A 12,768-nucleotide genomic window follows, 5' to 3' on the forward strand; every position below is an offset into this window, starting at 1 on the left:
CTTGGGCGACTTCGACCCGTCAGCCCCAGTCACCGCCAGCGAGCCAGCCCCTCGCCGCATTGGCGTGCTGGGCGGAACGTTCGACCCGGTGCACATCGGCCATTTGCGCGGTGCGCTGGAAGTCGCCGAAACACTGGCGCTCGATGAGCTGCGTCTGACACCCAGTGCCAGGCCGCCCCATCGGGATACGCCGCAGGTGTCGGCCAAAGACCGTCTGGCGATGGTCGAGTGCGCGGTGGCCGGTGTGGCGCCGTTGGTAGTGGATGCCCGCGAATTGCAGCGGAACAAACCGTCCTACACCATTGATACCCTGGAACTGATGCGCGCCGAACTGGCCGTATCCGACCAGGTTTTTCTGCTTTTGGGCTGGGACGCTTTTTGCGGCCTGCCCACTTGGCACCGCTGGGAAGAGTTGCTCCAGCATTGCCATATCCTGGTGTTGCAACGCCCGGATGCCGACAGCGAACCGCCGGATGCCTTGCGCAACCTGCTGGCAGCGCGCTCGGTGAGCGACCCGCTGGCCCTCAAGGGGCCGAGCGGACAGATTGCATTCGTCTGGCAGACACCGCTCGCGGTATCCGCCACCCAGATCCGTCAACTGCTGGCCAGCGGTAAGTCGGTACGTTTCCTGGTGCCCGACGCGGTCCTGGCCTACATCGATGCGCACGGACTTTACCGTGCGTCGAACTGAATAGGAGTGCTTCAAGGCACGTGGCAACAACGTGTATCGAAGCCCCGAACTACGAGCAAAACGAGTTTTATATGACGAGCAACAACGAAAGCAAAGTAAAACGCAAAGGCACATTCAAGAGTGCCCCGCTGCCGGAAAAAGTCCTCGCCGCCGAGCCGCCTAAAGGCGACGAGCTGGTCAAGATCGCCGTAGCCGCCCTGGAAGACGTCAAGGCCCAGGACGTGCTGGTGATTGATGTTCGCGACAAGCAGAGCATCACTGACTACATGATCATCGCCACCGGTACCTCCAACCGCCAGATCGGCGCGATGCTGGACAAGGTTCGCGAGGCCGTCAAAGCCCTGGGCATCAAGCCTCTGGGTGAAGAAGGCAAGGGCGACAGTGACTGGGTGCTGCTGGACATGGACGACGTGATCGTCCACATGATGACTTCCAATGCCCGTCAGTTCTACGACCTGGAGCGCCTGTGGAAAGGTGCCGAGCAGAGCCGTGCCGCCGATGGCAAGCACCACAGCCCTGAAGTTGGTCACGAGCACTTCAACAAGCTCAACAAAGACCAGGAATAAGGGACCGCTGTGCGACTGCGACTGATCGCCGTCGGTTCACGCATGCCCAAATGGGTGGAAGAAGGCTGGCATGAATATGCCAAGCGTCTTCCGTCCGAGCTGGCGCTGGAACTGGTGGAAATACCGCTCAACACCCGTGGCAAGAACGCCGACGTGGCCCGCTTCATCCGTCAGGAAGGCGAAGCCATGCTGGCCAAGGTCGGGCCGAACGAGCGGATTGTCACTCTCGAAGTCCATGGCAAACCCTGGAGCACCGAGCAACTGGCGATCGAACTCGATCGCTGGCGGCTGGACTCGCGTACGGTCAACTTCATGGTCGGCGGCCCCGAAGGGCTGGCGCCGGAAGTCTGTGCCCGGGCTGACCAGCGCTGGTCGCTCTCACCGTTGACGTTGCCACACCCGCTGGTGCGGATCCTGATCGGCGAACAGCTGTATCGTGCCTGGACCGTGTTGTCCGGCCACCCTTATCACAAGTAGTTCTGCGCTCTCATGACCCAGCCGATCCGCATCAAGGACCACGAAAAAGACGCCCGCCTGGTGCGTGGCCGCGTCGTGTTCGGGGCCATTGCAGTGGTGGCGCTGATTGGCGTGTTGATCGCGCGCCTGTATTTCCTGCAGGTGATCCAGTACGACTACCACTCGACTCTGTCGGAAAACAACCGCGTCCATGTGCAGCCGATTCCGCCGACTCGCGGCTTGATCTTCGACCGAAACGGCGTAGTGATTGCCGACAACCGGCCGAGCTTCAGCCTGAGCATGACCCGCGAGCGTTCCGGCGACTGGCAGCAGGTGCTCGACGTGATCGTCGAAGTGCTGGAGCTGACGCCCGAGGACCGGGTGATTTTCGAGAAGCGCATGCGTCAGGGGCGCCGGCCGTTCGAGCCGGTGCCGATCCTGTTTGAGCTGACCGAGGAGCAGATCGCCCGGATCGCCGTGAACCAGTTCCGCCTGCCGGGCGTGGAAGTGGTCGCGCAACTGGTTCGTCACTACCCGCAGGGGGCACATTTTGCGCACTCGGTGGGCTACATGGGGCGGATCAACGAGAAAGAGCTCAAGTCTCTGGACCCGGTCAGTTACAGCGGCACCCATCAAATCGGCAAGACCGGCATCGAGCGCTTCTACGAGCCGGAGCTGCACGGTCAGGTGGGTTACGAGGAAGTCGAAACCAACGCTCGGGGCCGTGTATTGCGGGTGCTCAAGCGTACCGAACCGATTTCCGGCAAGGACATCGTCCTGAGCCTGGACATCAAATTGCAGGAAGCCGCCGAAGCCGCGCTCGGTGGTCGTCGTGGTGCGGTGGTGGCCCTTGATCCGAAAACCGGCGAGGTGTTGGCGATGGTCAGCCAGCCGAGTTTCGACCCGAACCTGTTCGTCACCGGCATCAGCTCCAAGGCCTATTCCGAGCTGCGCGACTCCATTGACCGGCCGCTGTTCAACCGCGTATTGCGCGGTCTGTACCCGCCGGGCTCGACCATCAAGCCGGCGGTAGCGATTGCCGGCCTGGATTCCGGTGTGGTGACCGCGTCGACCCGGGTGTTCGACCCCGGCTACTACATGCTGCCCAACTACGATCACAAGTACCGCAACTGGAACCGTACAGGTGACGGCTTTGTCGATCTCGACACGGCGATCATGCGTTCCAACGACACCTACTTCTATGACCTGGCGCACAAGCTGGGGATCGATCGGTTGTCGTCGTACCTGTCCAAGTTCGGCATCGGTCAGAAGGTTTCTCTGGACATGTTCGAGGAGTCGCCGGGTCTGATGCCGACCCGCGAATGGAAGCGCGCGACCCGCCGCCAGGCATGGTTCCCGGGCGAAACGCTGATTCTCGGGATCGGCCAGGGCTACATGCAGTCGACACCGTTGCAGCTGGCCCAGGCCACCGCGCTGGTGGCCAACAAAGGCATCTGGAACCGTCCACACCTGGCCAAGACCATCGAAGGCGAAAAACCGGTGGATCCGAATCCGATGCCGGACATCATCCTGCGTGATCCGTCTGACTGGACCAAGGTCAACCACGGCATGCAGCAAGTGATGCACGGTGCCCGCGGTACGGCGCGCAAGGCTTCGATCGGTGCGCAATACCGGATCGCCGGCAAGAGCGGTACGGCCCAGGTGGTCGCGATCAAACAGGGCGAGAAGTACGACCGCTCCAAAGTTCAGGAGCGCCACCGCGACCACGCCTTGTTCGTCGGCTTCGCGCCGGCCGACGACCCGAAAATCGTGGTGTCGGTGATGGTCGAGAACGGCGAGTCCGGCTCCGGCGTCGCCGCGCCGGTAGTGCGTCAAGTCATGGACGCCTGGCTCCTGGGCGAGGACGGCCGATTGAAGCCCGAATACGCCAGCCCTATCAGTGCAGAGGCAACCGCCCGTGATGAATAATTTTGATCGCATGCTCTCCAGCGAGGATGTGATGCGTCGTCGTGCGACACTGCTGCAACGCCTGCACATCGATGGCCCGCTGCTGATCCTGCTGCTGACCCTCGCTGCCGGCAGCCTGTTCGTGCTGTATTCGGCCAGTGGCAAGAGCTGGGACTTGCTGGCCAAGCAGGCCACCTCGTTCGGCATCGGCCTGGTGTCGATGATCGTCATCGCTCAGTTCGAACCGCGCTTCATGGCCCGCTGGGTGCCGATCGGCTATGTGATTGGCGTGCTCTTGCTGGTCGTGGTGGATGTCATGGGTCACAACGCCATGGGCGCCACGCGCTGGATCAATATCCCCGGCGTGATTCGCTTCCAGCCCTCGGAATTCATGAAGATCCTGATGCCGGCGACCATCGCCTGGTACTTGTCCAAACGCACCTTGCCGCCGCAGCTCAAGCATGTCGGCATCAGTCTGATGCTGATCGGCATCCCGTTCATACTCATCGTGCGCCAACCGGACCTCGGCACTTCGCTGCTGATCCTGGCCGGCGGCGCTTTCGTACTGTTCATGGGCGGTTTGCGCTGGCGCTGGATTCTCAGCGTGCTCGCCGCCGCCGTACCCGTGGCGGTTGCCATGTGGTTCTTCATCATGCACGACTACCAGAAGCAGCGAATCCTGACATTCCTGGACCCAGAGAGCGATCCGCTCGGCACCGGCTGGAACATCATCCAGTCCAAGGCCGCCATCGGCTCCGGCGGTGTGTTCGGCAAGGGCTGGTTGCTGGGCACCCAGTCGCACCTGGACTTCCTGCCGGAAAGCCATACCGACTTCATCATTGCCGTAATGGGTGAAGAGTTCGGCCTGGTGGGGATCTGCGCGCTGTTGCTGATCTACCTGCTATTGATCGGCCGCGGCCTGGTGATTACCGCCCAGGCACAGACATTGTTCGGCAAGTTGCTCGCGGGCAGCCTGACCATGACGTTTTTTGTTTATGTTTTCGTCAACATCGGTATGGTCAGTGGCCTGTTGCCGGTGGTGGGGGTGCCGTTGCCGTTCATTAGCTACGGAGGAACTTCGCTGGTGACGCTGCTGTCAGCGTTTGGGGTTTTGATGTCGATCCATACCCATCGCAAGTGGATCGCGCAAGTTTGAATAAGGTGAAATTTTCAATGCAAGTAATGCGTGGCTGGGCGACTCGATACGCGCCATGGGTCGGCCTGGTAAGCATCCTTGGCACCGTGCAGGAAGCGTTGGCCGGCGACTACGAAGGCTCACCCCAGGTGGCCGAATTCGTCGGTGAAATGACCCGCGACTACGGTTTCGCCGGTGAACAATTGATGGGCGTGTTCCGTGAAGCCGAGCGCAAGCAGTCGATTCTGGACGCCATCTCGAAACCCGCCGAACGGGTCAAGCAGTGGAGCGAATATCGCCCGATGTTCATCACCGATGCGCGCATTGCCCGGGGTGTGGACTTCTGGCGTCAGCACGAGGCGGTGTTGGCCCGTGCCGAGCAGGAATACGGTGTGCCGGCCCAGGTGATTGTCTCGATCATCGGCGTTGAAACCTTTTTCGGCCGCAATACCGGAAATTTCCGGGTGATCGATGCCTTGTCGACCCTGGGTTTCGACTATCCTCCCCGTGCCGAGTTTTTCCGCAAGGAATTGCGTGAGTTCCTGCTGCTGGCCCGTGAAGAGCAGGTTGATCCGTTGACGCTCAAAGGCTCCTACGCCGGCGCAATGGGATTGCCGCAATTCATGCCGAGCAGTTTCCGCGCCTATGCGGTGGATTTCGACGGTGATGGCCATATCAACATCTGGACCAATCCGGACGACGCCATTGGCAGTGTCGCCAGTTACTTCAAGCGTCATGGCTGGGTCGCCGGCGAACCGGTGGTCAGCCGCGCCGACATCCGTGGCGAGCAGGTCGACGAAGGTTTGACCACTGGAATCGAGCCGACGAAAACCGTCGGGGAGTTGCGAGCCCTGGGGTGGTCAAGTCATGATGCGCTGCGCGATGATATGCCGGTTACCGCATTCCGCCTGGAAGGCGACAATGGCCCCGAATACTGGATGGGGCTGAAGAATTTTTACGCGATCACGCGTTATAACCGCAGCGTGATGTACGCCATGGCCGTACATCAACTGTCTGAACAGCTGGTCCAAGCACGGGGCGTCAAGTAATGCGGGCATTGCCTATGAGTAAACCCCTGAAGCTGCTGGCATTCGCCGCGTTGGCAGTGCTGGTCGCCAGTTGTTCGACGAGCCGTGCGCCGGCGCAGAAATCATCCACCGCCGTGCGCTCGGCGCCGGGGCTGGACATCAACCGCGCCCACAAGGATGGCGCGCCATGGTGGGACGTCGATGTGTCGCGCATCCCGGACGCCACACCGACCCTGCACACCGGCCCGTACAAGGCCAACCCGTACACCGTGCTCGGCAAGACTTACTTCCCGTTGCAAGAATCCAAGACCTACGTGCAGTCGGGTACGGCGTCCTGGTACGGCACCAAGTTCCATGGCCAGAACACCGCCAACGGCGAAGTGTATGACCTGTACGGCATGAGTGCCGCGCACAAGACATTACCGCTGCCGAGTTACGTTCGGGTGACCAACCTGGACAACAACAAGAGCGTGATCCTGCGAGTCAACGACCGCGGGCCGTTCTACTCGGACCGGATCATCGACTTGTCCTACGCTGCCGCCAAGAAACTCGGCTATGCCGAAACCGGCACCGCGCGGGTCAAGGTCGAAGGCATCGACCCGCAGCAATGGTGGGCAGCGAAAGGCCGTCCGGCGCCTTTGATGCTCAACGAGCCGCAAGTCGCGCAGAATAGCGCCCCGGTGATCACGGCCTCGGCCGGCACCGTCGAGCAATGGACACCGCCGCCGCAGCAACACGCTGCCGCGGTCGTGCCGGTGCAGCTTGATGCAAAAAAAAACGCTTCTGTACCAGCCTCTGGCCAGTATCTGCAGGTGGGCGCGTTCGCCAACCCGGACGCTGCAGAACTCCTGAGATCGAAGCTCAGCGGGATGGTGAGCGCTCCGGTGTTCATCAGTTCGATCGTGCGCAATCAGCAGACCCTGCATCGGGTTCGCCTGGGCCCGATCGGATCGCCGGGTGAAATCCAGCAGGTGCAGAACAGTGTGCGTCTGGCCAACCTTGGTTCGCCAAGTGTGGTCACGGAATAAGCAACACGTAGAACTTGATTGACGATTCACCAGCGATTGGGGGGTGAATCAGGTTGTTGGCTCGTTGAAGAACAAAAGCCCGGCAAGGGTTACAGAGTGAGCAGCTGAACACGCGATGACTCGTTAGAAAGTCATCTGATTAGTTTTGCCCTTGGGCAGTTTCCATTAGCGATTTCGAGAGACGGATGAACATCACCACCTTTGCCAAACGCCTGTTCCTGCTAGTCCCGCTGCTCCTCTCACCTGCCGCGTTCGCGGTCGAGATGATGCCGTCGCCACCGCAACTGGCCGCCAAGGCCTACGTGCTCATGGATGCCAGCAGCGGTAATGTGCTGGTCGAGAACAACGGTGACCAGCGTCTGCCACCGGCCAGCTTGACCAAGCTGATGACCGCGTACATCGCGACCCTGGAAATCCGTCGTGGCCAGATCGGCGAAAACGATCCGGTGACCGTCAGCGAAAACGCCTGGCGTACCGGCGGTTCGCGGATGTTCATCAAGGTCGGCTCGCAGGTCACCGTCAGCGACTTGCTGCACGGCATCATCATCCAGTCGGGTAACGACGCCAGTGTCGCGCTCTCCGAGCACATCGCCGGTAGCGAAGACGCCTTCGCCGACCTGATGAACAAGACCGTCGCCGACCTGGGCATGACCAACACCCACTTCATGAACCCGACCGGCCTGCCGAACCCGGAGCACTACTCGTCGGCTCACGACATGGCTGTGCTGGCCCGCGCGATCATCCACGAAGACCCGGCTCACTACGCGATCTACTCGCAGAAAGAGTTCTTCTGGAACGGCATCAAGCAACCCAACCGTAACCTGCTGCTGTGGCGCGACAAGACTGTCGACGGTCTGAAAACCGGCCACACCGACGAAGCGGGCTACTGCATGGTGTCTTCGGCTGTACGTGATGGCATGCGCCTGATCGCCGTGGTGTTCGGCACCAACAGCGAAGTGGCTCGTGCCGCAGAAACCCAGAAACTGCTGACCTACGGTTTCCGCTTCTTCGAAACCCAGACCTTCTATCAGAAGGGTGCCGAGCTGGCTCAGGCGCCTGTCTGGAAAGGCTCCACCAATCAAGTCAAGGCCGGCCTGGCCGAAGACCTGACCATGACCCTGCCGAAAGGCCAGCTGAAAAAGCTCGCTGCCAGCATGACCATGAACCCGCAACTGGTCGCACCAATCGCCAAGGGCGACGTGATCGGTAAAGTCGAAGTGAAACTGGACGACAAGGTGGTGCACAGCGCTGACCTGATCGCTCTGGACGCTGTCGAGGAAGGTGGTATCTTCCGCCGCATGTGGGATAGCATCCGTCTATTCTTCTACGGCTTGTTCAACTGAATTTAGTGTGCACCTGCATGGCCCCGTGCTGATCCAGCACGGGGCCATGCCCGTCGCCACGGCTTACGCTCAAGAGGCCGTTACGCCATGACCGATACCGAAGTAAAGGCGCCAAAGATCGAATTCCCGGTCACTGACTATCCCGTTAAGGTAATCAGCGATACCGGTGTGGGCAACAAGGACAAGATCATCAAGATCGTCGAGAAACACGCCAAGATCAACGATGAGCGTGTTGACGAGCGCCAGAGCAGCAACGGCAAATACACCACCATTCAGTTGCACATCGTCGCGACCGACCAGGACCAGCTGTACAACATCAACAGCGAACTGCGGGCCACCGGCTTCGTGCACATGGTGTTGTGATGTCCGGCACGCTGGGCTTTCGCGAGCTCGGCCAGATGGCTTACGAGCCGGTCTGGCACGCCATGCAACGCTTCACCAACGAACGCGGCAGCGATGCCGCCGACGAAATCTGGCTGGTGGAACACCCCCCGGTGTTCACCCAGGGCCAGGCGGGCAAGGCCGAGCATCTGCTACTTCCCGGTGATATTCCGGTGGTGCAGGTCGACCGTGGTGGTCAGGTGACCTACCACGGCCCCGGCCAACTGGTGGCATATCTGCTGCTGGACGTACGCAAGCTCGGTTTTGGTGTGCGCGATCTGGTCACCCGGATGGAGCAATGCCTGATCGAGCTGCTCGCCAGTTACGGCGTGACCGCCGCGGCCAAGCCTGATGCACCGGGTGTTTATGTCGACGGGGCGAAAATCGCTTCCCTGGGTCTGCGGATCCGCCACGGTTGTTCCTTTCATGGCCTGGCCTTGAACGTGGACATGAACCTGGAACCGTTTCGACGGATTAATCCCTGCGGCTACGCCGGGCTGGCGATGACCCAGCTGAGCGATCACGCAGGACCGATTGAATTTGCCGAGGTAAGTGCCCGGCTGCGCGCGCAGCTCGTCAAACACCTCGACTATGCTGAGCAGACGACCCTGACGGGCGGAATCGACTGATATGACTACTGATGCAGTGCAAACCATGATCCCGACGCTTGATGTCACCGAGCGCCCGGCCCCGCGTCCCAAGGTTGAAGCCGGCGTCAAGCTGCGCGGCGCCGAGAAGGTTGCACGCATCCCGGTGAAGATCATTCCGACCACCGAACTGCCGAAAAAACCTGACTGGATTCGTGTACGCATCCCGGTTTCGCCGGAAGTCGACCGCATCAAGGCCCTGCTGCGCAAACACAAGCTGCACAGCGTCTGTGAAGAAGCGTCCTGCCCGAACCTGGGCGAGTGCTTCTCCGGTGGCACCGCGACTTTCATGATCATGGGTGACATTTGCACCCGTCGTTGCCCGTTCTGCGACGTCGGCCACGGCCGTCCGAAGCCACTGGACGTCAACGAGCCGGAAAGCCTGGCCATCGCCATCGCCGACCTGCGCCTGAAGTACGTGGTGATCACCTCGGTGGACCGTGATGACCTGCGCGACGGTGGTGCCCAGCACTTTGCCGACTGCATCCGCGAAATCCGCAAGCTGTCGCCGAACGTGCAGCTCGAAACCCTGGTCCCGGACTACCGTGGCCGCATGGACATCGCGCTGGAAATCACTGCTGCCGAGCCACCGGATGTGTTCAACCACAACCTGGAAACCGTGCCGCGCCTGTACAAGGCTGCGCGTCCGGGTTCGGACTACCAGTGGTCGCTGACCTTGCTGCAACGCTTCAAGCAGATGATGCCGCACATTCCGACCAAGTCCGGCTTGATGCTGGGCCTGGGCGAAACCGACGAAGAAGTCATCGAAGTCATGAAGCGCATGCGCGAACACGACATCGACATGCTGACCCTGGGCCAGTACCTGCAACCGTCCCGCAGCCACTTGCCGGTGCAGCGCTTCGTGCACCCGGACACCTTCGCCTGGTTCGCCGAGGAAGGCTACAAGATGGGCTTCAAGAACGTTGCTTCGGGTCCGTTGGTACGCTCCTCGTATCACGCCGACGAGCAGGCCAAGCTGGTCAAGGCCGAGCTGATGTCGTCCTGATCGACGGTGAAACATAAAACGCCCGCAAGGTTTCAAAGCCTCGCGGGCGTTTTTTTGCCTGGCCTACGGCACTGGCCGTATTTTCCTGCAACTTGCGGGGCGACGGACCCTCTTCTGTTTGTCCCCGTTCCTGACTACTGTGTGCTGAAGTTTTCACGCAGGGAGATTCACGGATGACCGCTCGACCGATCCACAGCCTTTGCCCTCAAGCTCCCGTCCCGGCACTGCCGTCGGAAGGCATGATCGGCGTTATTGCACCCGCCGGTCCCGCGGCGCTGGACACCGACAAGGCGCTACGATGGATGCGTGCCCGGGGTTATTCACTGAAAGTGTTTCCCGGGGTCTACGAGAAAGACGGCTATCTGGCCGGCAGTGATGATGTGCGCCTGAACGATCTGCACGCCGCGTTCGCGGATCGTGACGTCGATGCCATCATTTGTCTGCGTGGCGGATACGGCACGCCCCGGCTGCTCGATCGTATCGATTTCAAGTTGTTGCGTGACAACGCCAAGCCGTTCGTCGGCTACAGCGACATCACTGCGCTGCATTTGGCAATCAGCCGATATGCAGGCTTCGTGACGTTTCATGGGCCGATGCTCAATGCCGACCTGCTGGGTGACAAGCAACAACCTACAGAGTCTTCCTTCTTCAACATGCTGCGAGGGCAGGTGAGGGCGGGCACAGTGCTGGCGCACCCGGTGGCCTACCCGCTGACCACGATCGAGCCGGGCATTGCCCATGGACGCTTGCTCGGCGGCAATCTGGCCATGATTACCGCAACCATGGGCACGCCTTACGAGATGGACGCCGAGGGCGTCATTCTGTTGATCGAGGACATCAACGAGCCGCTGTATCGCATCGACCGGTTGCTGACCCAGCTGCGGCTGGCAGGCACGTTGCACAAGCTGCGCGGCGTGTTGGTCGGGGATGTGGCGGGCGTGGAGGTGACCGCGCTGGAGCGGTTGCTCAAGCAGACCTTCGAGGCATTGAAGATTCCGGTACTGTCCGGATGGCGCAGCGGCCATTGCGACCCGAACCTGACCTTGCCCATGGGGGCGTTGGTGCGGCTGGATGCAGGGAACAAGGAGTTGGTGTTGGAGCAGGACGTGGTGGTCAGGCGCTAGATTTTCGCTGTCTGTCAGTCAGTCTTCGCGAGCAAGCCCGCTCCCACATTCGACCGTATTCCCATGCAGGAGCGCGGTTAAATGTGGGAGCGGGCTTGCTCGCGAAAGCGGTTTCAGCCGTACAGTTAACTAGCGGTTACGCAAACCTTCCAGCAACTTGTGTGTCGGATAGCCATCCGCCGGCCAGCCAAACGACTGCTGGGCGCTGCGGATCGCCTTGCGGGTATTGGCGCCAATGATCCCGTCGGCGGTGCCGGCGTCGTAGTTTTGCGCGCTCAACAGGTTTTGCAGTTCGATCCGCTCGGTACGGCTCAGTGGCAGGTCATCCTTTGGCCACATGCCGCTGATCAAGCCTGCGCCATTGAAGCGTTCGGACAACAGGCTCACCCCCAAGGCGTAGGACGACGAGTTGTTGTACTTGAGAATCGCACGGAAGTTATCGAACACCAGGAACGCCGGGCCACGATAGCCTGCCGGCAACAGCAGTGCTGCGGACAGTTGCTCCGAGCCGGCTGGGACCTGGCCGCCATTGGGTAGCGTAATGCCCAGTTGCCGCCATTCGGCGACACTCTTGCGAATCGTGCCATCGGCCAGCACGTAGTTGAAGCCGCTCGGCAGCTGGACTTCAAAGCCCCACGGCTGACCTCGCTGCCAGCCTGAGCTTTGCAGGTAGTGCGCGGTCGAGGCCAGGGCGTCGGCCGAGCTGCCCCAGATATCGCGACGGCCGTCACCATCGAAGTCCACGGCATGGGTGTTGTAGGTGGTCGGGATGAATTGGGTCTGGCCCATGGCGCCGGCCCAGGATCCGAGCATCTTCTCGGGTTCGATATCGCCTTGTTGCAGGATTTGCAGGGCTGCAATCAATTGCGCGTGGGCGAAACCGGGCCGACGGCCTTCGTAGGCCAGGGTCGCCAGCGAGTTGATCACCGACTTGTTGCCCTGGAACTGGCCAAAGTTGCTTTCCATTCCCCACACGGCTACCAGCGCCTGACGGTTAACGCCGTAACGCTGCTCGATGCTTTGCAGGATGTCAGCGTACTGGTTGATCAGCGACTGGCCTTTACGGACCCGTAGCGGCGACAAGGCGCCATCGAGGTATTCCCACACCGGTTTTGCGAATTCCGGTTGGCTGCGATCGGCACGGATCACGCTAGGGTCGAAGCTGACATTGGCGAAAGCGCGATCAAACAGATCGGCGCGGATACCGGCGGCCAGGGCATCCTTGCGGAAACCCTCCTGCCATTCGGCAAAGGTCTGGGTTGGCTGGATATCGAGGTTCTCACCCGTCGGAACCACAGGCGGAACAACCGCCGGGGCGGTGGCGACAGGGAGCGTCTGAAGCGGCTGAGCGTCGGCTGCGGTCGGTTTTTCCGCACAGGCGACAAGCAAAACAAGGCTGGATGCAGCGATCAATTGGCGTAAGTGCCAACGACGGAGAAGACAAAAGGGCATGCA

The 12,768-nt window shown here is 60.9% G+C and carries 13 protein-coding genes; 12 read left to right on the forward strand and 1 reads right to left on the reverse strand.

Annotated elements, in window-relative coordinates; genetic code table 11:
- The first annotated feature begins 1 nt into the window (after position 1).
- The 12 genes from nadD to PMI28_RS05565 all read left to right on the forward strand — a co-directional run bounded on the left by nadD (position 2) and on the right by PMI28_RS05565 (position 11,313).
- Positions 2–691, forward strand: a complete 690-nt coding sequence (gene nadD, locus PMI28_RS05620; RefSeq protein ID WP_007990602.1) for a nicotinate-nucleotide adenylyltransferase — start codon at positions 2–4, stop codon at positions 689–691.
- Between the two features lie 71 nt (positions 692–762).
- Entirely contained in the window at positions 763–1,257 is a 495-nt protein-coding gene (gene rsfS, locus PMI28_RS05615; RefSeq protein ID WP_007975896.1) for a ribosome silencing factor, read from the forward strand.
- 9 nt (positions 1,258–1,266) lie between these two features.
- Positions 1,267–1,734, forward strand: coding sequence for a 23S rRNA (pseudouridine(1915)-N(3))-methyltransferase RlmH (rlmH, locus tag PMI28_RS05610; RefSeq protein ID WP_007990604.1), 468 nt, complete (start codon positions 1,267–1,269; stop codon positions 1,732–1,734).
- A gap of 12 nt (positions 1,735–1,746) precedes the next feature.
- Positions 1,747–3,642 (forward strand): penicillin-binding protein 2, encoded by a 1,896-nt coding sequence (gene mrdA, locus PMI28_RS05605; RefSeq protein ID WP_007990605.1) that lies wholly within the window; start codon positions 1,747–1,749, stop codon positions 3,640–3,642.
- A gap of 31 nt (positions 3,643–3,673) precedes the next feature.
- On the forward strand, positions 3,674–4,777 hold the full coding sequence (gene rodA, locus PMI28_RS05600; RefSeq protein ID WP_050548075.1) for a rod shape-determining protein RodA: 1,104 nt from the start codon (positions 3,674–3,676) through the stop codon (positions 4,775–4,777).
- Between the two features lie 17 nt (positions 4,778–4,794).
- On the forward strand, positions 4,795–5,805 hold the full coding sequence (gene mltB / locus PMI28_RS05595; RefSeq protein ID WP_007990609.1) for a lytic murein transglycosylase B: 1,011 nt from the start codon (positions 4,795–4,797) through the stop codon (positions 5,803–5,805).
- Positions 5,805–6,812, forward strand: a complete 1,008-nt coding sequence (locus tag PMI28_RS05590) for a septal ring lytic transglycosylase RlpA family protein (protein WP_007990611.1) — start codon at positions 5,805–5,807, stop codon at positions 6,810–6,812. The genes mltB and PMI28_RS05590 overlap by 1 nt, the downstream gene beginning before the upstream one ends.
- A 185-nt stretch (positions 6,813–6,997) precedes the next feature.
- Positions 6,998–8,155, forward strand: coding sequence for a D-alanyl-D-alanine carboxypeptidase family protein (locus PMI28_RS05585; protein WP_007990613.1), 1,158 nt, complete (start codon positions 6,998–7,000; stop codon positions 8,153–8,155).
- Positions 8,156–8,242: 87 nt separating this feature from the next.
- Positions 8,243–8,518, forward strand: a complete 276-nt coding sequence (locus PMI28_RS05580; protein WP_007990615.1) for a DUF493 domain-containing protein — start codon at positions 8,243–8,245, stop codon at positions 8,516–8,518.
- On the forward strand, positions 8,518–9,165 hold the full coding sequence (gene lipB / locus PMI28_RS05575; RefSeq protein WP_007990617.1) for a lipoyl(octanoyl) transferase LipB: 648 nt from the start codon (positions 8,518–8,520) through the stop codon (positions 9,163–9,165). Before PMI28_RS05580 ends, lipB begins: the two co-directional genes overlap by 1 nt.
- A gap of 25 nt (positions 9,166–9,190) precedes the next feature.
- Positions 9,191–10,189, forward strand: coding sequence for a lipoyl synthase (gene lipA / locus PMI28_RS05570; protein ID WP_162130289.1), 999 nt, complete (start codon positions 9,191–9,193; stop codon positions 10,187–10,189).
- Positions 10,190–10,362: 173 nt separating this feature from the next.
- Positions 10,363–11,313 carry a S66 peptidase family protein gene (locus PMI28_RS05565; RefSeq protein WP_007990619.1) on the forward strand — a complete coding sequence of 317 codons (951 nt, stop codon included), beginning with the start codon at positions 10,363–10,365 and terminating at the stop codon, positions 11,311–11,313.
- A 129-nt stretch (positions 11,314–11,442) separates the two neighbouring features.
- Here the strand turns inward: PMI28_RS05565 and PMI28_RS05560 are convergent, their stop codons facing one another.
- Positions 11,443–12,765: a lytic murein transglycosylase gene (locus PMI28_RS05560; RefSeq protein ID WP_007990622.1), complete on the reverse strand. Its 1,323-nt coding sequence runs from the start codon at positions 12,763–12,765 to the stop codon at positions 11,443–11,445.
- Between the last annotated feature and the right edge of the window lie 3 nt (positions 12,766–12,768).

Origin of the sequence: Pseudomonas sp. GM48 (genome assembly GCF_000282335.1) — a bacterium.
Lineage (GTDB): Bacteria > Pseudomonadota > Gammaproteobacteria > Pseudomonadales > Pseudomonadaceae > Aquipseudomonas.